The organism is Arthrobacter sp. TmtSoilC79, assembly GCF_059739405.1.
Map to the genome: position 1 here is coordinate 3,937,149 of NZ_AP046051.1, position 21,706 is coordinate 3,958,854.

The window sequence follows — 21,706 nt, forward strand, 5'->3', positions numbered from 1 at the left end:
AATCCATAGCCAGTTTGGAATACTGGTCTTATGTCCGGCTCACTGAACCCCACTGCCCTCCTCCGCCTCCTGGGCGCTTGGAATTCCGGCGTCCTGCCCGCCTACCGCGAGTTGGCCGACGTCGTGCGTTTGTTGGTAATGGATGGGCGCATCCCGCTGGACGTCGCGCTGCCCAGCGAACGCGCGCTGGCCCAGACACTTGGCGTCAGCCGCACCACGGTCACGGCGGCCTATGCGAGCCTGCGCGAGCAGGGGTTCCTCACCGCCGGGCAAGGCAGCCGCGGACGGACATGCATCCCGCATCGCTCAACGCCGGTCAGCGCGCCGGGGCTTGCGGTTCCGGACGGGCTGCTGGACCTCGCCTATGCATCGCTGCCCGCCGCGGGTGAAGTTGTGCACAGGGCATTCGCGGAAGCACTGACCGAACTCCCTGCGCTCTTGCCGGGTTTCGGGTACGACGCCGTCGGAGTACCCGCCCTGCGTGAAGCCATTGCGGAAAGGTACACGGCCGAGGGCGTACCCACCACGGCGGGTCAGATCCTGGTCACCTCGGGCGCCCAGCACGCCCTGAACATCGTGCTGCGCACGCTTGCCGGAAAGCAGGACCGGGTCATGGTGGAACACCCCACCTATCCCAATGCCTTGGACGCCATCCGCGCTGCCGGCTGTAAGCCTCTTCCGGTCGCGCTACCGGCATTGGAGTCAAGTACCTCGCCGGCCTGGGATATCGATGCGATGGTCGCCACCATGAACCAGCAGCGACCCGCCATGGCTTACCTCGTGCCGGACTTCCACAACCCGACAGGACGCATTATGTCGGATTTGCAGCGGAGGCGCCTTGCCCGCGCCGCAAGCGCGTCCGGGACGGTGCTGGTGGTGGACGAGACGCTGCGCGGGTTGAACCTCGACGGCGCCCGCACCGCTCCGATGTCATCGTTCAGTTCGTCAGTGGTGTCCATTGGGTCGCTGAGCAAGTCCCATTGGGCAGGTCTTAGGACCGGGTGGATCCGGGCTGACGAAGCCATGATTACCCGTTTTGTTGCGACGAGGACAGTCATGGACTTGGGCGGACCCGTGGTGGAGCAATTGGCAGCGGCACGCTTGGTGCGGGCCTACACCGAGCCCTTGGATGCCCGGCTGGAAGAACTTCGGCACAACAGGGACGCGTTGATGGGGTTGCTCGCCGAACACTTGCCGTCATGGGAGGTAGAGCGGCCACGTGGCGGCCTGACTCTCTGGTGCCGGCTTCCTTCGCCCTGCAGCACTGCATTGACCGTTCTGGCGCCGGACTTCGGCCTCCGCCTGGCCGCGGGCCCCCGCTTCGGAGTGGGCGGGGCGTTCGAGCAGTACATGCGCGTGCCCTTCACCTTGCCGCCTGCGCAGTTGGAGTTTGCCGTCGGTGCGCTCCGCGCCGCCCAGGACAAGCTCGACGCCGCTCCGCACCTGCGCCGGACCCTCAGGGCCGAGCGGCCCGCCGCCGTCGCGGTCGCCTAAGGGGTGGCCCGCACCACCTCCGAAGTGACCCAACTGAGTCACAGTTGATGCCGTTTTGAGGGTGCAAAACGGCATGTGCTGCTACTTGGTTTGGTTTGTGGATCGCGCCCGCGCGCCCATGCGTTGCTTCGCCGTGTTGCTGCCGGGGCCTACGGGAATATGCGAGGTTGCCTTGGCCAGGCCAAACTCCGGCATCCCGTTGTAAACCACTTCAATGCCCGACGCCGGAACCTGGTACGTCTCGTGCCATACGCCGATGTCCCCGCTGCCCGCGATCTCCTTCATGAATTTCCGCCAAGGGCCCAGATGCGGCGAGTCCCTGTCAGCGGCGAAGGCGCGGAGATGCTCCGGGCTTTCCCAATAGCTGAGCAAAATGGTGGTCCGCCCAAACCACTGTTCGCTTCCCAGCAGTCCAGCCTCTGGGTTCGACGCCAAGTGGCGCATCATCACGGGCATTGCGGAGGCCACCTGTGCCAGACGGCCCATCTTCCACCACCTGTTGGCACGCATTCCGATGAGGAAGACGGTCACGGCGTCCCGCTCGATGTCCGCGGTGTAGCGCCCGGGGAAAATCTCCTGTGCCATGTGCATCCTTCCAGGGTGCTGGTTTCATAACATTGTTATGAAACCATGTTATGAAACACTTGGAGACATGGCAAGACCCATCGTTCATGATCAACAGGTTCAGCAACGGCTTTTGGATGTCACCGCCGAACTCGTGGACCGGGAAGGACCTGCCCGCGTCACCCTTCGGGACGTCGCTGCCGCGGCGCAGACCTCCACTACCGCGATCTACTCCCTCTTCGGCGGGAAGGCGCAACTGCTGACGGCCGCCGTCGACGACGGTTTTCGCTCCTTCGGCGAGTCCCAAAAGGAAGCCGCCAAAGACGGACTCCTGGGACTCGGGCGGGCATACCGGGTGTGGGCGTTGGAACATCCGGCCCTGTACCGGCTCATGTTCGGCGGCGCCCTGGCCGCCTACGTGGATTGCAGCCCGACGCCGGAGGTCGCCTCGGATTCGATGCTCCCCCTGGTGGAGGCGGTCATGGCCGCCCAGTCAACGGGCACCCTGGGCAAGGAGGATCCCAACGTGGTGGCCATGGCCATCTGGGGGCAGGTCCACGGGCTGGTCAGCCTTGAACTGGCGCAAATGAATGACCCCGCCACGGACTGGGCCGGCATCTACGAGGCGGCCCTGGGATCCGTAGCACGGGCCTGGGCCGCCTAGTCGCGCAGGAAAACCGCCCGACTTATACGTACACCTTTTCAAAAAACGCACCCCAGGCCTTGGCCGTGAGTTCGGAATCTCCGGAACCACTGAAGTCGTGCACCGTCATGCCCACCGGAGCACCGAAGGCATTACGGCCAAAGAAGCGGTAGAGGGCATCGCCCGTCCGCAAGCCCAGGAAGTTCTCGTTGGAGAAGTCGACCTCGCCGCTGAGCCGCCCCACGCCTTCGACGTCCACGTCAACGGCCGTCCCTGCTGCAGTGCCATCCACGCCCAAGGCCCGCTTCAACTGCACGAAACCGTCGGAAGTCTGGGAGGCGGCGGGGGCCTGGATATCCGTGAAGACCACCGGCTTGCCGTCGAAGTACTGAAGATATTGGGCCAGCGTGTGGAGGTAGAACGCCGTGTGCTTGCTGGCGCCGTCGTACTGCTCGTCCCAGTTGTCAGCAAAGATGCCGCTATGGACGTAGTGGAGCTTGGCGCGGCCGCCTTCGAGCGGCTCCAGAACATGCTCCAACTGGTTGAACCAGCCATCCGGGCCGTCCATCCGGGACACCAAATGCGCGGGGAACTCCTCGGTGGTCTTCACGGCCGGCCACTGATCGGTGGGGAACATCCACGATGCCGTGTCTGCGGTGACGGCATTCCACACCCGCTCAGGGGTGCCGGGCAGTTCGGTGTCCGCCACGATTTCGAATTTCCGGTTGTCAGTCATTGCTGTGGTCCTTATCTGCTGTGTGATCGGTTGGGGTCTCTTGCTGCGATGTTGCTTTGAGTGCGGGATGAAGCACGACGACGAGCCGGTGCTTGCGCGCCCCGCCCGCCTCTGCGGCAGCGCCGCCGTCGTGGTACTTGTCCACCAGCCGGGTCACCGCCACCCCCAGCTCTTCGGCAAAGGCGGCGCGCTCCGCGGCAGAGCGGAAGGTAATCTCGCCGTCGATGGCGAAGCTGGCCAGCTTCTTCTTGGCCAGGGCTGCGCCGGAAATAAGCTTGCCCATTTCCTGGACGGTTCGCGAGGCCAGGGAGAGCAGCCAGAAGGCGGAAAAGCGGTCGGCAAAGCGTCGGGGGTCCGGCGCCACGGATGCCAGGGCGATGGGCGAAATCAGGTACGAGGCCGCCGTCGCACGCACCACGCGCTCGGTGACGTTGCCCTTGCGGCGCTCCTCCACCAGCTCAACCAGGCCGTGCCGCTCGAGCGACTTCAGGTGGTAGTTCACCTTTTGCCGCGGCAGGCCGACTTTGAGGGCCAGTTGCGTGGCGGACGCGGGCTCGGCGAGCTCGTGGAGGATGCGGGTACGGATCGGGTCCAGCGACGCTTCCGCCGCGGCCGGGTCCTCGATCACTTCAATGTCCAACATGCTTCAAGTATGCTCACCGACAACTTTTCTTGTCAAGAACTATTTTCTCGTCGGTGGTCCTAGCGTTGTGAGGTCCGCTCTCCACGCTTTAGCGCAGCCAAAGCACGCAAAGCGGGCCACGCAACGCAGCCACAGTAGAATTGTCCGGTGATGCAATCCCCCCTCCCCGTGCGCGACGGCGTAAACGCCACCCGCCTCCGCCTGCCGGACGAGGGCCCGTGGATCACCACCATGGACTACATGATGCACCGCTGGGGACACATAGATCCCCAAGGAATTGAAGATCGGTTCGACGCCGGCGAGATCGTTGGCGAAGGCGGCGTGCCGCTGGACCGGAGCACCAAACTGGAGGACCACACCTTCATTTGGTACTACCGCACCCTCCCGCCCGAGACTCGGCTGCCCGTGGAGATCAACATCCTCCACCAGGACGAGCACATCCTCGTAGTAGACAAGCCGCACTTCCTGCCCACCACTCCCGGGGGTACCTACATCCAGGAATCCGCCCTGGTCCGCCTCCGGAACCTGCTGGACCTCCCGGACCTCATCCCCATGCACCGCCTGGACCGCATGACCGCCGGACTCCTGCTCCTCTCCACCAACCCCGAAACCCGGGGAAAGTACCAGGTCCTCTTCGAGAAGCGCCAGGTCCAGAAGGAATACGAGTGCGTGTCCGCCGCGACGCCCGCCGCAGGGTATCCCGCCGTCGAATTCCCCGCCGTGGTCCGCAACCGCATGACCAAGTCGCGCAGCTACCTGCTTGCCGAAGTCATTGACGGCGAACCGAACGCAGAAACGCGCATCGAACAGACAAAAACGTTCGACGCCGGCACTCACCAGCGCGCGCTGTACCGGCTGGAGCCACACACCGGAAAAACGCATCAGCTCCGGGTCCACATGGCATCGTTGGGCCTGGGCATCATCAACGATGCTTTCTACCCTGAACTGCTGGACAAGGCTCCGGACGATTACACCAAGCCGCTCCAGCTTCTGGCCCGTGGCATCCGGTTCGTCGATCCAATCACCAGGCAACCCGTGGAGTACCGCAGCCGGTTGGAGCTCAGCGAAGCCCACGGCTAAGGAACCGGCCGCCGGCGTGGGGCGCCCGCGTTACTGCCTCCCGCGTCACGGCCGCCCGCGTCACTGCCCCGGCGTCAGGTGGTCGAATACCAGGTTCGTTTGAGTGTTTGCGATGGCCGGATCCGAGGCCAGATGCACTGCGATGAAATCCCTGAGCTCCTTGGGAGTGCCGCAGGCTACGTGCATGAGGAAATCTTGGTCTCCGGCCAACAGGAAAACGCTCTGGACGTTGGGCAATGCCCGCAAACGCTGACCAATGGCCAGCATTTTGTTGCGAGCTTGGGAATTCACCCGTACCGAAATCAACGCGTACACCAGGAGCCCCAGGGCCTCGAGGTCCACCGAAGCATGGAATCCGCGGATGATCCCGGCGTCACGCAAAGCCCGCACCCGCCCGAGGCACGTTGAAGGGGCGATCCCTGCCTTCGAGGCAAGGACATTATTGGGGATCCTGGCGTCCGCCATGAGTTCTTTGAGGATCAGCCGGTCTGTCTCGTCGAGCCGAACCCGGTTCGGAAGAGACCCGTGAGTCCGGGCTATCGGTGAATCGGGCACGAACACTCCTCCAATTATTTTGTGATGCTTCGAAATCCTTGGTAACTACCTGAGCTGGATTCTATCTTGAACCGATTTGCAGAATCGACGAGGAGGTCGCGATGGGCAGTTTCAACAAGATCCAGGAACGTGAAGGTGGGCTCAAACGGCAGCTCACATCCCGGCAGATGACCATGATTGCCCTGGGCGGTGCCATCGGCACGGGACTCTTCCTGGGGAGCAAGTTCGCCATCGGCCTTGCCGGCCCCAGCGTGATCATCAGCTATGCCATTGGTGGGCTGATTGCCCTGCTCCTGATGGGCAGTTTGTCGGAGATGACTGTGGCCCACCCGACGTCGGGCTCGTTCGGTGCGTTCGCAGAGCACTACGTGAGCCCGCTGGCCGGCTTCCTGGTGAAGTACATGTATTGGTCCTGCATTGTGCTGGCGGTGGGAACAGAGGTTACCGCCGTAGGTGAATACATGAAGCTCTGGTTCCCCAACGTGCCCTCACTACTCTGGGTCATCTTTTTCTCCGCGGTTCTGATCGCTGTCAACACCATGAACGTCAAGGTGTTCGGAACTCTGGAGTACTGGTTCTCCAGCATCAAGGTCTTCGCGATCATCGCCTTCATCGTGCTGGGCGCTTACATCGTGTTCGGCACCCGCACCGAAGGAACGGGTTTCCAGAACTACACAGCCGAAGGCGGCTTCTTCCCCAACGGCTTGTCCGGCACCTGGTTCGCCGTGATCGTGTCCATCTTCAGCTACCTCAGCATCGAAATGATCGCCATCGCGGCCGGGGAAGCAAAAGACCCCGCAACAGCTGTGAAGAAGGCCTTCCGCACCACCATCGCCCGGTTGCTTTTGTTCTACATCGTTACGCTTGCTCTCATCCTCGCCATCGCGCCAGTCAGCCAGATCCTGGCGGGCGGCAGCCCCTTCGTCACCGTCATGCAGAACCTTGGCATCCCCTTCGCGGACAGCCTGCTGACCTTCGTGGTCATCATCGCCGCGCTCTCGGCCATGAACAGCCAGCTGTACATCTCCACCCGGATGATCTTCAGTCTTTCCCGCAGCGGCGACGCTCCGGCCGTGTTCGGTAAGCTGCGTTCCAACGGGGCCCCCGTGAATGCCCTGGTGCTCTCCACGGCAGGAATCGCCATTGCCACGGTGGTCTACGCGATGTTCCCCGAGACTGCTTTCACTTTGATGATGGCCATCTCCATGTTCGGGGCAATGTTTACCTGGTTCATGATCTTCGTGACCCACTGGTTCTTCCGCCGCAGCATGAAGCGCAGCGGCACGGAACTTTCCTACAAGACCCGTTTCTACCCCGGCGGCACCATCCTCGGCGCCGTACTCATGCTCGCCATTGCCATCAGCACGCTGGGCACCTCGGCCTTCAACATGACGCTGGTCTTTGGCCTGCCGTCGTTGGCCCTCTTCACGGTCCTGTTCTATGTGGTCAAACGCCGCAAACGCCACTCCGAGGCTGGCACGTCCTCGGATCAGGGTGAGGAGTCGAACACAGTCCGGAAGACCGCCGTCGTTCCTTCCGAAAACAGCACGAACTCCACCACCTCAAGCCGGCTGTCCGCTGGCGCACCTGAGGAAGACGGCGACGAAAAGGACCTGACGGCGTCGAACGCTACCTCTGCGACCTGACGGGCGTCCCAGCCGTAGATACCGGCGCTGATCGCTGGGAAGGCGATGGAACGGGCACCAAGGCCGGCCGCCACCTTCAGGCTTTCGTGGAAACAGGACGCGAGCAGCGCCGGGTCCGTCTGTCCGGCGTGCCGGTTTGGGCCCACGGTATGGATCACCCACGTGGCAGGAAGCAAGAACCCGGGGGTCGCGACGGCGGCACCCACCGGCAGCCCGTCCGGCAACTCCGTGCGTCGTAGCTCGCGGCACGCGGCAAGGAGCTCCGGGCCCGCGGCCCTGTGAATCGCGCCGTCCACTCCCCCTCCACCGAACAATGAGGAATTGGCGGCGTTGACGATCGCATCCACCGTGCGGGTGGTGATGTCTCCTTGCAGGACTTCGATTTCCATGGCGCCAGTCTCCCGCCGAAGCGGCAGGAGCGGCAAGTGCGGTACCTTGTGCCCATGGACATCACCGCCCCGGCTACATGGGGATCCGCTATCTACCTGTGGATCGTTCCGATGGTGCTGGGCGACGCCTTCTTCCCGCCCATTCCCTCAGAGATGGTGGTGATCACCGGAGGCGCACTCGCCGCCGACGGCCACGCCAACTTCTGGCTGATCCTGGTGCTCGCCGCCTTCGCATCCTGGCTCGGGGACATGGCGGTCTATGCGTTGTTCAAGCGGCGCATCAGCCACGTCCTGGACCGATGGTCATGGGGTCGGCGTGTCCACCGCGGAATTCACGAGGCCATCGCCAAAGCCGGCCGATCCTCCACTTACGGCGCCATCATCGGCGCGCGGTTCATCCCCGGCGGCAGGCTCGCCACCTCGTCCGCCGCGGGCATCGCCAACGTTTCGGTCCGCGGTTTCAGCCTCTGCGCCGGCTTGGGCGCAGTCCTCTGGGCCGTATGGCAAGTCGGCCTTGGCTACTTCACCGGGTCCACCACCAGGCTTCCCTTTTGGGCGAGTTCGCTGATCGGAGTGGGTGTAGGGCTGGTGATCGGCGTAGTGGTTGGCCTGATCGTCACACGGCGTCGCGGGAGCCGCTCCCCCGTGGAAGAACCGTTCGACGCCGACAACCCCGGCGACGTGCCCCAGCCTGACTAAAGCCGCGGCGTTCCTAGACCGGAGACCAACGTCCGCGGTTGCGGCGCAGGACGTACAAACTTCCTGTAATGGCCACACGCTCCACGGCGTCACGCATCATGGCTGCCGACGTCCGGGCTTCGTCGTTCTCACCGCTGTAATCACGATCGCCCACGGTGAAGCGGAGGCTGATCTGGGGGACGCCGCCCACGATGTCCAACTGGTTCGACTCCACGTGGTGGCGGGTTTCCAGGGCTTCGACAGCTGCGGCCATCACTGATTCGGGCGCATTTCCCGGTCTGAGGCCAGTGATCTTCAATTTGGTTTGGAACGACGGCATCCCACCACCCTAACCCTCTGTCACATCCCCCACCCCAGGGCCGAACCCTCTGTCACATCCCCCACCCCGGGGCCGAACCCTCTGTCACATCCCCCACCCTTGGGCGGAACCCTCCGTCAGCAGGTGATATAGGGATCCGTCCGAACCCCGGGGGATGTGGGAGAGCGTTGCCTAGCCGGTGTTGCGAAGGCCTGCGGCCACGCCGTTGACGGTAATGAGCATGGCGCGCTGGAGCCGTTCATCGATTTCGGCCCCGGACACGGACTCTTCACGTACGCGGCGGAGCAGTTCCACCTGAAGGTAGCTGATCGGGTCCAGATACTGGTCACGGATTTCCAACGAGCGCTTGAGTGTCGGTTGAGCATCGAGGAGTTCAATCTCGCCGGTCAGCCGCTCAATCTCGGCCACGGTGAGCTCATACTCGTCGCGGATCATGTGGAACAAGCGGTGCAGCTCTTCCGGCACCAGAGAGGACACGTAATGTCCGGCGATCTCCATGTCGGTTTTGGCCAGCGTCATCTCCACATTCGAGATCACCGAGCGGAAGAAGTGCCAGCGGTCCATCATTTCGATGAGCTGATCGGTGTTGCCTGCCTCCCGGGCGGCCTTCAGCCCGGAGCCCACGCCGAACCAGCCCGGAACGATCTGCCGGGACTGGGTCCAGCCGAAGACCCAAGGAATGGCACGCAGACCACCCAGACCCGCGCCGGAGTCCGGCCGCTTGGACGGTCGCGACCCAATGTTCAACGAACCCAACTGCTCCACCGGAGTTGAAGCAAGGAAATAGGCGGGCAGATCGGGATCGTCGATCAGGGTCCGGTACCGGTGGAACGCTGAGTCCGAGATGGTTTCCATGACATTCGCGTAGCGCTCGCGCTCGTCCTCGGACGTACGGGGCGTCCGGTGCAGGGCCGAGCCCTGCATGACAGCTGCCAGGGAAAGTTCAAGATTTTCGCGGGCAAGTTCCGGCAGGGAGTACTTATCCGAAATGACCTCACCCTGCTCAGTGAACTTGATCTCACCTTCAAGGACACCATTCGGCTGGGCCATGATGGCGTCGTAGGTCGGTCCGCCACCGCGGCCCACGGAACCGCCCCGGCCATGGAACAGACGGACACGCACACCGTGTTTGGCCGCCACATCACGCAGTTTGCGCTGGGTCTTATGGATTTCCCACTGACTCGTCATGACGCCGGATTCCTTGTTGGAATCGGAGTAGCCCAGCATCACTTCCTGGACATCGCCGCGAAGGCGAACGAGTTCCCTGTACGACGGATCGGACAGCAGCTGGTCCACAATTTCCGCAGATGCGCGCAATTCCTCCACGGTTTCCAGTAGCGGGGCGAATCCGATCTTGGCGTGCGGTTTCGCGCCGAAGAGGTCGATCAAGCCGGCCTCACGGGCCAAAACCGCTGCGGCCAGGACGTCATCGGCTCCACGGGTCATGGAGATGATGTAAGTCTCCACAACATCCGGTCCATACGTGTGGAGCGCTTGCCGGATGCTCCGGAAGACGTCGTAGGTGCCGTCAGCGGTGCCCTCAAGCTTAATGGGGTGCCCCGAAAGTGGGCGGTGGGAAGCCAATTCAGCTCCCAGGAACGCGAAGCGCTCCTCACGGCTCAGGCCGCCATAGGGCTTTTCCGTGCCGAGCCGGTCCACGAGCTGACCCACGGCATCATGGTGGTAATCGGCGTGTTCGCGGATGTCCAGCGTGGCCAAGTGAAGGCCGAAGGCGGCGAGCGCCCGGCGAACGCGGGCCAGCGCGCCGTCGGCCACCAGCGCGGCCGAATGGTTGCGCAGCGAATCCTCGAGCAGCCCGAACTCTGCCAGCAACTCGGACGTGGTGGCATAGTCGCGGCCGGGCTCATGATAGGTCGAGGCAGAAACGCGGCGCCCGGTGTTGATGAGCTTGGCCTTGATGCACGTCAGTTTGAGCCTGTACGGTTCCTGCGCGTTCAGTTCAAGAATGCGCTTGTCCAGCCCGGGCAGGTTCTTGAGGTCCTCCGTGATGGAGTCCAACAGCACCTGGTCGGCGCCAAAGAGTGCCGTGGAGTTGGAGAGCACAGAAATGAGTTCGTCGATCAAGGCAATGCTGATGCGCACGGCGTTCTGGTTCTGCAGTTGCAGGATTTCGCGGGTTACAGCGGCCGTGACGTTCGGGTTGCCATCGCGGTCTCCGCCAATCCATGAACCGAAACGCAATGGCGCAGCCGCTGCCGGAAGTGTGACCCCGTGCTCAGCCAGAAGCTCAGACAAGTCCGTCAGCATCTCCGGCATGGCGTCGGTGAGAATGCTGTTCAAGTAATAGATGGCGTTTCGCGCCTCGTCCACGGGCGTCGGGCGTACCTGGCGCAGCTCATCTGTCTGCCACATCTGGTCGATGATTTCGGCGAGTTGCCGGTCCTGTCGACGACGTGCGGAGGTGCCCTCAGTCGTCGGCTCCGCCAGGACATCCGAAAGCTTACGGACCTTGTCCAGCACGGAACGGCGGGAAGCTTCGGTGGGGTGCGCCGTGAATATGGGGCGGACGTCGAGTTCATTGATCACGTCCTGCAGGACCTGTGGACCAGCCTGTCCGGCAATCTCAGAAACAGCCTTCGCCAGCCAGCCATCCTTCTCCTGCCGGGTGCGGAGTCCGCGAACGCGATGAACCTGTTCGGCTGCGTTGGTGAGGTGGAAGTAAAAGGCGAAGGCCCGTACAAGGTCGGTCGCCTGGTCCAGCGGCAGGGAGGCGAGCAATTCACGGACCTGGGCGACGACGTCGTGCGCGCTCCAAGGCCCGGTGGCATCGGCACCGCCGCGCGCCGCTTCCTTGGATTCCTTGGTCAGCAAACGGACCTGCTCTACGAGGTCGAGCAGTTCGGGACCGTGCTGACGGACCAGCGATTCGCCCAGGAGGGTGGAAATGCGGCGCACGTCCGCTCGCAGTTCGGCAGCGAGATCAGTGTCTTGCGGGGCAGTGTGAACCATGGATGCATACCTTCGGGATCTGGTTTTGGCCCGTACACTGCGCTGGATACTGTGAGCCGGATTACTAGGGTTTCCTACGGGATCTTACCCGCACCGAACTCCACCCATGGAATGCGTCTCAGATTTTGGCGTCACGCTGCGGGGTCCGTCCTGTCCGGCAGAACCACCTTGCCGCTCATGAGCTCTTCGTGCGCGGCAGCAGGCCCGGCGGAGAGTTGTTCGTGCCGGCGCTGGCGCATCTCTTCAATCGCAGCAGCAGCCTCCACCCTTGTGGGCGCACCGGTTGCAGGTTCAATCATGGACAGGACACTTCCCAACGTTCCTGTTGCACCCTTCGTTGGAACTCCTCGTTGGACAAGCCGTGTGCCGGCCCAAATCGAGCCAAGTATCAGGGCACTGCTGACCACGATTGCGACCACTGCATCCATCCCCATGCGGTCAGCGTACTCCCCGGGGAATCGGCTCAACAGCCCGCACCTCCCTGGTCCAGGCCTTCCTCAGTTCCTCCCAGTGCTGGTCCTCCATGAGGCTGGCCGGAGTCACAGACACCGAAGTGGCCCCGCCGAGCGCCGCCTCCCGCAAAGCTGTACCGAACACCCGCGCCGATATCCGGCCCTCATTGGACCAAAGTCCCACCGACAACGACATGCGGGAGCCCGCACGGCGGTTCATTGATTCAGCTAATTCCCTGGTCTTTGGTGACCGTTCGCTGTTGAGCCCCACGTACTCCCACACGTGAAGCCGGTCCGCCTCCGTGAGCAGGAGATCGTAGTCATGTCCGCTGTCCGCCCGGTCCCCGGACGGTGAATCGCGCGGCGAGCGCACGTCCATCTCCACCTTGACGCCGTGAGGTTCGACGGCGGCACTCACCTTGCGCACGATGTCCCCCATGGCTTCGCTGCGCCAGGTGTTGATACGCGGGTCTGACGCATCGATGGATCCGTCACCGTTCCGGGGCCAATCCGTGGAGCCGGTGGTGGCTTTGAAGTCCTCGAGGTCGTCGCGGCCAAACGTGAAGTCGTCGAACATGAGCTCAGTGATGTTCACCGCCGTGGGCGTGTACTTCATGGCGACTGCAGCAGCCAGGGAAGCCAGTCGTGTTCCGGCTTCTCCGTGCCTCAACGAGTTAACGCTCGCAAAGGAATCGGAAGCCGTCCCGTCAACACTGCGCCCCGCGATGGCGGGGTCGTCCTTCAGCGCGCGGCCCAAAAGGGCGTCGATGGTCAGGACGACATCGCGCTTGCTTCCGTCGTTCGCGGTCTCAAGCGCCGTGATGGACTCCGCCACAAAGTCCCGTCCTGATTGGGAGACCTCACTGGACTCCGAACCTGCGTGCCCGGGCCACGGGAAGGCCGTCCAGTCGGTGCGTCCAACGGAGATGGATACCGCCGTGGCACTGACTGAGTCCAAACGTTCTGAGAGTTTGCCAAGGTAGCCGGGCTCACTGTTCACCACGTCCTCAAAGCCCAGGTTGACCATGCGATCCCCTGGTACCGCAACTGGTTGGCCGGCACACCCGGCCAGCACCAGGCTCGAGGCCAATAGTGCTCCCGTTAACCCGGTAGCCGATCCGCGTTTCAAGCGCTCACCCCTTCCCGGATTTTGGCCTCTGCCGCTATCACGCTGACGACGCCGGTCCGCTGCAATTTGTTCCACTTGGCCGGGCTGCCCCTTATTTCCTTGACGATGGCGCTGGTCAGGGCCATCCCCACAAAGACTGAATAGAAGGGCCACAAAGGGAGGGTCCACAGGAAACGCAGATCCCGCCAGGAACGGTTGAGGCCGATGGAGAAACAGACCAGTGACAAGGACACGAAGAGTCCCAGCCAACCAAGAATCGCGAACACCTGCCCTGACACCGGACCCACCCCGGCGATATACAGGAAGGGCAGGACAGCCAGGATGGCCAACTGCAGAACCGGGATTACCACCATCGTGATGGCGTTGAAGACAAGAAACATGCCAAACAGCCCGTAACGGCGCCGCCCGAGCATGCCCGCATGCATTCGCAGTGTTTGCAACAGCCCGCGCGACCAGCGAACGCGCTGACGCCAAAGTCCGCCCATGGTGGAAGGTGACTCAGCGTAGACCAACGCATTGGGTTGGAATCGAACACGGAAGCCTGCCTTGTAGACCCTCCACGTCAGTTCAAGATCCTCGCCCAAGGTGTCCTCGTGGAATCCGCCCAACTGCCGGACCAGGTCACTCCGGAAGGCGCCGATGTTCCCGGAGACTATCGGGAGGCAGTGCAGCAATGAAAGTGCCCTGCGGACAAGGCCCGTTCCAACATGGCTCAGGACAGCAAGCATCATGGTTTGGATACGATCAAGATTAACGGGCCGGTCATCACCGCACACCGCACCAACCTTTGGATGGTCAAAACCTTCCAACATGTTCATCAGGGTGTCCGGAGCAAAGATCCCGTCGGCGTCAACGAACATCAGGATGTCGCCGTGCGCTGCGGCGATTCCATGGTTGAGCGCGGCGCCCTTCCCCGCGTTCGCCTGCGACAAAAAGCGCACTCTGTCGTACTGCTGCGACAGGCCCTTCATGATCTCTGCGGTGGAATCGGTGGAACCGTCATCCACCAGAATGACCTCAAGCCGCAGGTATCGGCTCGCCAGGATCGACTCCACACACTTGGTGATAACCACGGCCTCGTTATAACCGGGGACGATCACAGACACCAATGGCCGCTGGCTGAGGACAGAGTAGCGATGTTTTGGAGGCTTGGCGCGGTGGAACCAATTGAAATACAGGGCCAGCGGAACGTAGGCGATCTTGACCACTCCGAAGCTTAGGATCAGCAAGCCGCCGCACTGGACGAACATCAAAGCCGCGTCCAGCAATGTCACACAACCCGTCCCGCCAATGGACCTCTGGCACAACTCCGCAGGACCCGCTCCAGCAGTTCGGGAACGTAGGCGCTGTTGGCGCCGAACCTGGCGTTGACTTCCAGGACTACCGGCGTTCGGTCCCACATGCGGCGAATGTCAATGTCGACCGGACCCACCAAGCCCAGCGCGGCGGATGCTTCCTGCGCCAAGCCTGCGACGTCGGTGGTCTCTTGCCCATCCACTCTTTTGACCGATAGCGCATTTCCAATCCGCCCCTGTTTGAGCTCCACCTTCTCCAGCACACCCACGAGCTCTTCCTGCCCGGAGTCTTGCCAGGGCCGAAAAACCACGGGCGCGTACTCTGTACCCGGCGCAAACCGTTGCACTATCCAGGAATCATCCAGAAAGGACCACGCCTCAGCGGCTTTCCTTGCGCCGTCGGCAGTCCTTTCCAGCAGCTGGACTCCGCGGCCACCTCTCGACACCCTGGGCTTCACCACCAACGACCCGCCAAGGCGGGCCATTGCCTCGTTGATGGAGCTGAAGTCCCCGGGCAATGCGAAATCCGGAACAGACACATTGGCGTTGGCCAGGCACTTCATAGTGAGGTACTTGTCGTTCGCGATCCGCACCGGTGCCGGGTCTGCAATCATGACCTCTACCCCCGGAGCGAAACCATCCCTGGCGTCCGCCACCATCACCAGTTCGTCGCTGACCGTCGGCACTACCAGGTCTATTCCGTGGGCAGCGACGAGCCCGCGGAGTTCCCACAAGTAGCCGGGCGCGCTTGAGGGAGACACCACGGACAAGGCGTCCGCCGTCGACGCGGGAAACCGCTTCATATCGACACCCAGAACCCAGTGTCCGAGGTCCATCAATTGACGTGCCAGCGAGAAGCCTGCCGGCCCGCCAACACCCGTAACCAGCACGCGCACCATTAGAACTCCCCTACGGCTGAGCCGAGCAATCGAACAGGTTCGAAACCTTCTGCATACGCCGTCTTCACCTGTGAACCCCGGAAGGCCGCCAGACTGCGGACCCTTTCGGCGCTCATGTACGGCTTGCCCTTTTGATTCCGGTGCATGCCGACAGCATGGATTTTCACATCCACATATCCGGCGATGTCTACAAAAACGCTGGGATCAAACTGCCTGGTAGATGAGGGGCTCTCAAAACACAGGATCGAGGAGTGCCGCCGTGCCGCGCGCATGGTGGCGCTGTGGACCGCCTGATGATCCTGGTGGTAATCATGGCGGGAATGCGTGATGACGACGTCGGGATGGAAGTCCTCGATTGCTTTCTCGATCGCTTTCACCATCTCCTGCCCGTGCTCTGACAAGTTGGTGTCCTGGAATTGATGGACGTGAACTGCCGTTGCCCCCATGAAGTCCGAGCCTGCAGCAGCCTCAATCACCCGGATACTGCTGTCTCCGCCCTTGCTCCCAGTGCTCATCACCATGGTTCTGACGTCATGGCCGGCATCGGATAGCTTGGCGATCGTGGCTCCACAGGCCAATTCCAGATCATCAGGATGCGCGCCGATGGCGAGGACCCTTCGGGGTTGGAATGCCATTCTGGAAGGAATCCGGAACGCCGGTGCAACCAGGCACGCAAAGATCAAAGCTGTGCCTGCAACCACAACTACCGTGTTCAGCCAGGAAGGATGCGGCCGTCCGACGGCACACCCCGCCAGCGCCGCCAGCAGCAGAATGCCCAGCCCGGCCAGCGTCCAACGAAGCCGATGCGGTGAACTGAACTTCCGCACAAACCAGCTCCGGCCGGGCGGAATCAAAGCCCAGCCAGCCACCAGAATCCCCAACAATCCAGCAACGGCGAACAACGTTGCCTCCATAGTGCCCCCATAACGCATATCGAATCAGCACGGTTTCAATCTCCGAAGACCGCCGTAGAAGTAGTGGGTAGGGAAGAAAATTCGTGACGCCGCACGCCCAACCCGATTAGTAGCGGTAGTCAAACTCCCCCTTGGCCAGCCCGCTCCCGCTCAGGGAGTATGTCAGTACACCGTCGGTCTGGTGGCGCCTGGATTGCACAGTGACATGGAAGTGCAGATCGCTGCGCTGGACTGAATCCGTTGTGCATGTGACTTCAGCGCCGCCCGCCATGGAACAGGACCATCCGTCCGGCGCTTTGATGGAATCCTCCACGATCCGAGAGTCCCTGCCGACGGAAAAGACCGCCGTGCCCGCCCCAAGGGGCCCGGAGCCTGAGGCCTTGAAGTCTATTTCCATGGCCACACCGCGGAAGTAGCCTTCATCAGTGCGCCTGGCAGTACCGGAAACCTTTGCCGGTCCGGGCGCCGACGGCACCTCCGAGGGTGTGGGCGCCGGCGTGGTTGGAGTGGACGTGGGCGTCGGCAGCGGATCCGGAACAAGCGGCGCGACTGGCTCCGTTGGCGGCTCCGGTTGCGGCACTGGTGCCATGGTTTCGAGCGGCAGGGGCGGAACCAAGGCCGAAGGGGCTGGCTCCGATGTGCTTGTTGTGGACGGCGATGGGGTAGCCGGCACCGGGACCTTCTCCAGTGCCGGGGCGCCTGTTTCAACGGCACGCTCTTCCATATAGGCATCAGGGGTCAGTTGATCCACTATGCCCACGGCTCCCAGCGCCAGCCCCACCCCCGCCGCAGCAATGATGGCCATGACGGCGGGTTTGGCCAAGGCAGGAACGGCAAACACCGCTTTTGTTGGCGCCATTCCCCCGAGGACGCCGAGTCCGCCCCCATGGACGGCCCAGGCAGCAGCCGGTATGCCCGTCACCAGGGGAAGAAGGACCACCCTCATGCTGTTCTCAACGTCCTTGAGCTCCGCAAGGGCTGCTGTGCACTTGGAGCAACCATTCAAGTGTTCGCGGACTTTGCGCTCCGTCGCTGTGGAGAGCCCGCCCCGGAGGAAGTTTCCCAGCTTGGTGACGAATGCGGCGCAGCCGTCATCAGGCTGGTCGGCAATGTGGAACTGGAGGTAGTGCCGCCTCAACCCCTCACGCGCGCGAAGTGCCAGTGCGGAAACTGCGTTGGCGGAGAGCCCAAGAATCGGTGCGACCGCCGCGGGCTTCATGCGCTCAACGTCCAGGTACCACAGCACGGCCTGCCACCGTTCCGGCAGGGCCCGGAAGGCTTTTGCCACTGTGTGTGATTCAAAGGCGCTGACTGCAGAATCGGAGTTTGGCAACATTTGGTCCAGGACGGATTCGTCGCTGCTTGGGAGGACCCTGCCGGCCTTTCGATTCCTTTGGTGCGACAGCCTGGTCACGGTGGAGAGCAAGTAGGCCCGGAAAAAGGTATCCGGCCCCTTGCCGGCCACCAGGCTTTGGAGCACGGCTTGGAATGCCTCCGCAACAACGTCCTCGGCATCGCTGGGATTGTCAACGTTGCGCTTGGCTACCGTGGAGGCAATGGATATATGCCGCTCATAAAGCCCGTCGAATGCGGACAACTCGCCGGCACGGACCAACCCGATGAGGTGTCCGTCGCTGTCGACGTCGACATCCATCTGGCTGCCCGTTTGTGACCTTCGTGCCATCTAAGGCGCCCCCAACCCGTTAATAATCCTGCCCATATGTATTGAGTGGGGGTAGACGGCAAGACGTGACGCGATTTATACACTGTCTTTAGCAACGAATTGTGCTCTCTGCTTCGTCACGAAACGGCTTTTCTGCACACTCTTCGGATATGACATCGTTCCGGACAAAATCATTCGCAGAGTGTACGTTCTCGCGGCACCTTTTGCTGCGTAGATGGCAGACCACCAGTTACCAAACAGGTTGGCGGTTCCGCGCCGACTGGTTCCTGCCCGAGGTCCGGAGCGTCGTCACTTCGCTCGCATCCAGCGCAACCGTTCCGGCCCCTGCTGCCAAGTCGCTCGGCGCAGCCCGCGCCAGGAATGGCGTGAGCATCAGCGAAACGATGACCGATTTCCGGGCATTGTTCTCCGCTGCGGAAAGAGCATTGGACATCGATGCCCTGCAATCGCTGGCGGAAGGCTGGGCAGAAGTTGCAGAAATGGCGCCGTCGATCTCCTGCACGGATGTGTACACAGGGCTGGCCACCCAGGCGCATTTTCAGCGACGCATCCACGAAGTGTCGTCCATGGGGACAGGACCGGACTGCAGGGGTGCCCATGCCTTGGCCATCATCTCCCTTGCCGGGCCACGTGACAGCCGGAGCCATTGCTGGACTCTGCTGGCCCGCTTGGGAGAAGCCGTCAAAGGCCAACTGCACGGCACTGGAGCGATGGCCATGTACCAAAACTCGGCCGTGCATGTGCTCTTTCCCTTCAGCGAAAGCAACCTTTGCAGGTTGGTGGAGTGCAAGGCCGCCCTGGAAGCTTTAGGGGATGGCGCCATGGGTCCTGCAAGGCTTCGGTTCTACCCGCTGTCTTCGGCAGCTGCAGCGGCGGCTTCCGCCACGGCAACATCGGCACAGGACTCGGCTTGCTGAACAAAAGAAGCCGGTTTTACGTGACACCGTCACGAACCGGCGAGGCCCCCCACTCATCTATTGACGGAGCATCTCACCACGGATTTTAAGGACCATCCAGCACATGAAAAATCAGATCCATCTAAAAACCGCGTCATTGATAGCCGCCGTTCTGGCGGTTGTCATGGCCGTCCTGGGGCTGGGCATGTCCGCTTTGCCCGCCAATGCTGCAGAGCTGACGGATGCGGAAATCACCTTGACGACGGAATCAGTGGTTTCCAGTCAATGGGACCAAGTGGATCTGACATGTGAATGGTCCGTGCCGGACAATTCCCAGCCAGGTGATACTTTCAGCCTCCAGCTGCCGACGCAACTGCGCTGGTTTGGGGTCACGTCATTTGATCTGCAGAATCCCGACGGCGAAACGGTGGCCACCGCCACCGCAAACGACTCCGGCCTGGTGGTGTTCACCCTGACCGACTTCGTGGCAGAACAGCCACTCAATGTTGGGGGAACGTGTTCCTTCAGTACCCAGTATTCGGTTGATCCAGGCGACGGCGGGGTTGAAGAACTGAGCTTTACCGTAGGTTCCTCAGTGCTGCGCGTTCCAGTGGTTGTCCAGCCCTGCACGTCGGATTGCGGCCCCTCCGTCCCGACAGAGGCAGGCAAGGCGATGTGGTGGGTTGATCCCGCCCAGACGGTTCTTGAGTCGGTCTTCTACATGCCGCCCATGTCCGCGAAGACCAATGACGTGGTGGTCATCGATACCCCGTCCGCAGGTATGGAGATCGACTGCAGCCAGGTAACACCGCGCGTTGGGCGCGTGTTGAACGACGACGGGAACATCACCGAGCCTTACGCCAACGAAAAGTACCCGGCTACCCTCGACTGCACTCCGCAAAAGCTTACTGCGAGCTGGACCGGCCTTCCCGAAGGTCTTCACGTGGAGCTGTACGTAGTGACGCGCGTGACCGATCCGGCATTGGATGTCTACGAGAACAGCGGAATTGTCACGATCTCGGGCCAGGAAACACCTGTGGGCGCCCAAACCCGGCGGAGCAGCGGAAGCGGTACAGGCGACGGCAGCCCGACGCCCACCCCCACACCAACCCCAAGCACCACCACCCCCACGGCAACCGCGACGCCCACGCCTACCCCGAGCCCAAGCACCACCACCCCCACGGCAACCGCGACGGCCACGCCTACCTCGACGCCCACAGCAACAGTCAGCCCGAGCCCAACCCCGAGCCCAAGCACCACCACGGCAACCCCCACGGGTACTGCAACGCCCTTACCTAGCTCGAGCACCACCGAACCCATCGCTGTGGTGCCGACGGAAGCCCCATCGGCACCTGCCACGCCTGAGCCTGAGGAGCCGCTGGCAAACACGGGAGCGGAGGGAACGGCATTCGTCTTTATCGCGGCCGCCCTCTTGGCCCTTGGATCTTTGCTCGCCTTCGCGGGATCACGTTGGTCCGGCCGTAGGTCGCACTAACGCCGAAGGTGCACTAACAAGGCCCACTAAGGGCTGTATCGACTGATGGGCTGGGCACAAGTTGTCCGCCCATCAGTCGATTTCTTAGTCTCGGCCCGCGCTGGCATGAGTTGGGGGCCAGCGCGGGCCGTTCCACTCCACCGCCGTTCCACTTCAGGACCGTTCCACTTCAGCGCGGTTCCACTCCTGCGCCGTTCCACTCCGCAGCCGTTCCACTCCAGGGCCGTTCCACTCCAGCGTCCACCCCGCCACGCCATGGCCCCGGCTCAAATTCAGGGAATGTCCACGCCCGGCCCATAGTTGAGGGAAGTGCAGCACGCGATGTGACATCAAGACCAGTCCGAGGAGACCCATGAGCTCGCCCACCACAGCAACCGATGCCCAGCTTGCCCGTTGGGAGCGGTTCCGTGCGGGCCGGCACTCGGCGCTGGCTTCCGGGCATGGCTGGCTGACCTTGACCTCGTTCCAGTGGCTGGAGCCGGACCCGAGCGAAGTAGAACTCGCGCCCGGTCTTTGGTCTACCGACGGAACTACCGCCTTTCTGTCGGCGAGCGCAGCGGACGGCTTAACGTTCGTGGCCACAGGAGAGCCTGTCGAAGGGACCATCAGCGCAGCTCTTGAGGACGAAGAGTCATTGATGTGGGTTCAGTATGGTGGCGCCGACGGCAAGCAAGTGGTGGTTGAACTCGCCATGCGTGCGGACAAGTACGCCATCCGAACCCGTGACAACAGCTCTCCCGTGCTGACGGAGTTCAAAGGTGTTCCCAGCTACGACTACAACCCGGATTGGGTCATTCAGGGACGTTTCGAAGCGTATGACGAGCCCCGGGATGTTCCCATCGGCACTGCCAACCCTTTGGTGGACGGGGTCCACCGCTCCGTGGGTGAAGTGGTTTTCCGGGTCCCGGGTGTCCCCCATGAAGTCCGGCTCCATGCGGAGGAAGAGAAACTGGGTGCCCTCAACGTGACCTTCCACGATGAGACCAATGGCCAAACGACGGACGAGTGGCGAAAGGTCTTCATTCCGAAGCCCCGCCCCGATGGCTCGGTGGTGATCGATTTCAACCGCAGCATCAACTACCCCAGCGCCTTCACTCCGTACGGGACGTGCCCTATGCCGGTGCGGGGCAATTCAATTGATGTACGGGTGGAAGCCGGCGAGAAACTTCCCCAAGAGTGAAGAACCCGACCATGGCCGCCCGGA

The 21,706-nt window shown here is 62.4% G+C and carries 20 protein-coding genes and 1 pseudogene; 8 read left to right on the forward strand and 13 right to left on the reverse strand.

Annotation, left to right across the window (positions count from 1 at the left end):
• Positions 1-30: 30 nt before the first annotated feature.
• Entirely contained in the window at positions 31-1,494 is a 1,464-nt protein-coding gene (gene yczR, locus AC6JA3_RS17985; protein ID WP_091552922.1) for a MocR-like transcription factor YczR, read from the forward strand.
• Positions 1,495-1,575: 81 nt separating this feature from the next.
• On the opposite strand, the gene AC6JA3_RS17990 is transcribed toward yczR, so the two are convergent.
• Positions 1,576-2,079: a DUF4188 domain-containing protein gene (locus tag AC6JA3_RS17990; protein ID WP_026547641.1), complete on the reverse strand. Its 504-nt coding sequence runs from the start codon at positions 2,077-2,079 to the stop codon at positions 1,576-1,578.
• A gap of 67 nt (positions 2,080-2,146) precedes the next feature.
• Between AC6JA3_RS17990 and AC6JA3_RS17995 the strand changes: the two genes are divergently transcribed.
• Positions 2,147-2,722, forward strand: coding sequence for a TetR-like C-terminal domain-containing protein (locus tag AC6JA3_RS17995; protein ID WP_091552924.1), 576 nt, complete (start codon positions 2,147-2,149; stop codon positions 2,720-2,722).
• 22 nt (positions 2,723-2,744) lie between these two features.
• Here the strand turns inward: AC6JA3_RS17995 and AC6JA3_RS18000 are convergent, their stop codons facing one another.
• Together AC6JA3_RS18000 and AC6JA3_RS18005 are read right to left on the reverse strand one after the other, a co-directional pair.
• Positions 2,745-3,437: an SRPBCC family protein gene (locus AC6JA3_RS18000; protein WP_347781900.1), complete on the reverse strand. Its 693-nt coding sequence runs from the start codon at positions 3,435-3,437 to the stop codon at positions 2,745-2,747.
• Positions 3,430-4,080, reverse strand: coding sequence for an ArsR/SmtB family transcription factor (locus tag AC6JA3_RS18005; RefSeq protein ID WP_347781901.1), 651 nt, complete (start codon positions 4,078-4,080; stop codon positions 3,430-3,432). The genes AC6JA3_RS18000 and AC6JA3_RS18005 overlap by 8 nt, the downstream gene beginning before the upstream one ends.
• Positions 4,081-4,230: 150 nt before the next feature.
• Here AC6JA3_RS18005 and AC6JA3_RS18010 point away from each other — a divergent pair, with 150 nt between their 5' ends.
• The gene (locus AC6JA3_RS18010; RefSeq protein ID WP_497920650.1) at positions 4,231-5,160 is read left to right on the forward strand and encodes an RluA family pseudouridine synthase; all 930 of its coding nucleotides are present in this window, start codon (positions 4,231-4,233) and stop codon (positions 5,158-5,160) included.
• 60 nt (positions 5,161-5,220) lie between these two features.
• Here the strand turns inward: AC6JA3_RS18010 and AC6JA3_RS18015 are convergent, their stop codons facing one another.
• Complete coding sequence (locus tag AC6JA3_RS18015; protein ID WP_051420909.1) at positions 5,221-5,715, reverse strand: Lrp/AsnC family transcriptional regulator; 495 nt, start codon at positions 5,713-5,715, stop codon at positions 5,221-5,223.
• A gap of 173 nt (positions 5,716-5,888) precedes the next feature.
• Here AC6JA3_RS18015 and AC6JA3_RS18020 point away from each other — a divergent pair.
• Positions 5,889-7,082, forward strand: a pseudogene (locus AC6JA3_RS18020) (amino acid permease); the annotation flags it as partial.
• Between the two features lie 122 nt (positions 7,083-7,204).
• On the opposite strand, the gene AC6JA3_RS18025 reads toward AC6JA3_RS18020, so the two are convergent.
• Complete coding sequence (locus AC6JA3_RS18025) at positions 7,205-7,750, reverse strand: O-acetyl-ADP-ribose deacetylase (RefSeq protein WP_347781902.1); 546 nt, start codon at positions 7,748-7,750, stop codon at positions 7,205-7,207.
• A gap of 54 nt (positions 7,751-7,804) precedes the next feature.
• Between AC6JA3_RS18025 and AC6JA3_RS18030 the strand changes: the two genes are divergently transcribed.
• A complete protein-coding gene (locus tag AC6JA3_RS18030; protein ID WP_091553052.1) occupies positions 7,805-8,449 on the forward strand; it encodes a DedA family protein in 645 nt (214 codons plus the stop codon).
• Between the two features lie 13 nt (positions 8,450-8,462).
• Here AC6JA3_RS18030 and AC6JA3_RS18035 read toward each other — a convergent pair whose 3' ends face one another.
• From AC6JA3_RS18035 to AC6JA3_RS18070, 8 genes are all read right to left on the reverse strand, one after another.
• Positions 8,463-8,768 (reverse strand): hypothetical protein, encoded by a 306-nt coding sequence (locus AC6JA3_RS18035; RefSeq protein ID WP_347781903.1) that lies wholly within the window; start codon positions 8,766-8,768, stop codon positions 8,463-8,465.
• A 171-nt stretch (positions 8,769-8,939) separates the two neighbouring features.
• The gene (gene ppc, locus AC6JA3_RS18040; protein WP_497920437.1) at positions 8,940-11,738 is read right to left on the reverse strand and encodes a phosphoenolpyruvate carboxylase; all 2,799 of its coding nucleotides are present in this window, start codon (positions 11,736-11,738) and stop codon (positions 8,940-8,942) included.
• A 131-nt stretch (positions 11,739-11,869) separates the two neighbouring features.
• A complete protein-coding gene (locus tag AC6JA3_RS18045; protein WP_347781904.1) occupies positions 11,870-12,172 on the reverse strand; it encodes a hypothetical protein in 303 nt (100 codons plus the stop codon).
• A gap of 4 nt (positions 12,173-12,176) precedes the next feature.
• On the reverse strand, positions 12,177-13,217 hold the full coding sequence (locus AC6JA3_RS18050) for a hypothetical protein (protein ID WP_223944649.1): 1,041 nt from the start codon (positions 13,215-13,217) through the stop codon (positions 12,177-12,179).
• Between the two features lie 98 nt (positions 13,218-13,315).
• Positions 13,316-14,593, reverse strand: a complete 1,278-nt coding sequence (locus AC6JA3_RS18055) for a glycosyltransferase family 2 protein (protein ID WP_238324928.1) — start codon at positions 14,591-14,593, stop codon at positions 13,316-13,318.
• Positions 14,590-15,513, reverse strand: a complete 924-nt coding sequence (locus tag AC6JA3_RS18060; RefSeq protein ID WP_026541899.1) for an ATP-grasp domain-containing protein — start codon at positions 15,511-15,513, stop codon at positions 14,590-14,592. Before AC6JA3_RS18060 ends, AC6JA3_RS18055 begins: the two co-directional genes overlap by 4 nt.
• The gene (locus AC6JA3_RS18065) at positions 15,513-16,427 is read right to left on the reverse strand and encodes a PIG-L deacetylase family protein (RefSeq protein ID WP_223944647.1); all 915 of its coding nucleotides are present in this window, start codon (positions 16,425-16,427) and stop codon (positions 15,513-15,515) included. The genes AC6JA3_RS18060 and AC6JA3_RS18065 overlap by 1 nt, the downstream gene beginning before the upstream one ends.
• Positions 16,428-16,533: 106 nt before the next feature.
• Entirely contained in the window at positions 16,534-18,111 is a 1,578-nt protein-coding gene (locus AC6JA3_RS18070) for a sigma-70 family RNA polymerase sigma factor (protein WP_026541897.1), read from the reverse strand.
• A 149-nt stretch (positions 18,112-18,260) separates the two neighbouring features.
• On the opposite strand from AC6JA3_RS18070, the gene AC6JA3_RS18075 reads away from it, so the two are divergent.
• The 3 genes from AC6JA3_RS18075 to AC6JA3_RS18085 all read left to right on the forward strand — a co-directional run bounded on the left by AC6JA3_RS18075 (position 18,261) and on the right by AC6JA3_RS18085 (position 21,682).
• The gene (locus AC6JA3_RS18075) at positions 18,261-19,028 is read left to right on the forward strand and encodes a hypothetical protein (RefSeq protein WP_026541896.1); all 768 of its coding nucleotides are present in this window, start codon (positions 18,261-18,263) and stop codon (positions 19,026-19,028) included.
• A gap of 103 nt (positions 19,029-19,131) precedes the next feature.
• Positions 19,132-20,502 (forward strand): Ig-like domain-containing protein, encoded by a 1,371-nt coding sequence (locus tag AC6JA3_RS18080; protein WP_035761046.1) that lies wholly within the window; start codon positions 19,132-19,134, stop codon positions 20,500-20,502.
• A gap of 352 nt (positions 20,503-20,854) precedes the next feature.
• Positions 20,855-21,682, forward strand: a complete 828-nt coding sequence (locus tag AC6JA3_RS18085; protein WP_026541894.1) for a DUF1684 domain-containing protein — start codon at positions 20,855-20,857, stop codon at positions 21,680-21,682.
• Positions 21,683-21,706 lie beyond the last annotated feature (24 nt).

Coding starts and splice junctions, on each gene's coding strand:
- yczR (WP_091552922.1), top strand. CDS start 31: ATGTCCGGCTCACTGAACCCCACTGCCCTCCTCCGCCTCCTGGGCGCT.
- AC6JA3_RS17990 (WP_026547641.1), bottom strand. CDS start 2,079: ATGGCACAGGAGATTTTCCCCGGGCGCTACACCGCGGACATCGAGCGG.
- AC6JA3_RS17995 (WP_091552924.1), top strand. CDS start 2,147: ATGGCAAGACCCATCGTTCATGATCAACAGGTTCAGCAACGGCTTTTG.
- AC6JA3_RS18000 (WP_347781900.1), bottom strand. CDS start 3,437: ATGACTGACAACCGGAAATTCGAAATCGTGGCGGACACCGAACTGCCC.
- AC6JA3_RS18005 (WP_347781901.1), bottom strand. CDS start 4,080: ATGTTGGACATTGAAGTGATCGAGGACCCGGCCGCGGCGGAAGCGTCG.
- AC6JA3_RS18010 (WP_497920650.1), top strand. CDS start 4,231: ATGCAATCCCCCCTCCCCGTGCGCGACGGCGTAAACGCCACCCGCCTC.
- AC6JA3_RS18025 (WP_347781902.1), bottom strand. CDS start 7,750: ATGGAAATCGAAGTCCTGCAAGGAGACATCACCACCCGCACGGTGGAT.
- AC6JA3_RS18030 (WP_091553052.1), top strand. CDS start 7,805: ATGGACATCACCGCCCCGGCTACATGGGGATCCGCTATCTACCTGTGG.
- AC6JA3_RS18035 (WP_347781903.1), bottom strand. CDS start 8,768: ATGCCGTCGTTCCAAACCAAATTGAAGATCACTGGCCTCAGACCGGGA.
- ppc (WP_497920437.1), bottom strand. CDS start 11,738: ATGGTTCACACTGCCCCGCAAGACACTGATCTCGCTGCCGAACTGCGA.
- AC6JA3_RS18045 (WP_347781904.1), bottom strand. CDS start 12,172: ATGGGGATGGATGCAGTGGTCGCAATCGTGGTCAGCAGTGCCCTGATA.
- AC6JA3_RS18050 (WP_223944649.1), bottom strand. CDS start 13,217: ATGGTCAACCTGGGCTTTGAGGACGTGGTGAACAGTGAGCCCGGCTAC.
- AC6JA3_RS18060 (WP_026541899.1), bottom strand. CDS start 15,513: ATGGTGCGCGTGCTGGTTACGGGTGTTGGCGGGCCGGCAGGCTTCTCG.
- AC6JA3_RS18065 (WP_223944647.1), bottom strand. CDS start 16,427: ATGGAGGCAACGTTGTTCGCCGTTGCTGGATTGTTGGGGATTCTGGTG.
- AC6JA3_RS18070 (WP_026541897.1), bottom strand. CDS start 18,111: ATGGCACGAAGGTCACAAACGGGCAGCCAGATGGATGTCGACGTCGAC.
- AC6JA3_RS18075 (WP_026541896.1), top strand. CDS start 18,261: ATGACATCGTTCCGGACAAAATCATTCGCAGAGTGTACGTTCTCGCGG.
- AC6JA3_RS18080 (WP_035761046.1), top strand. CDS start 19,132: ATGAAAAATCAGATCCATCTAAAAACCGCGTCATTGATAGCCGCCGTT.
- AC6JA3_RS18085 (WP_026541894.1), top strand. CDS start 20,855: ATGAGCTCGCCCACCACAGCAACCGATGCCCAGCTTGCCCGTTGGGAG.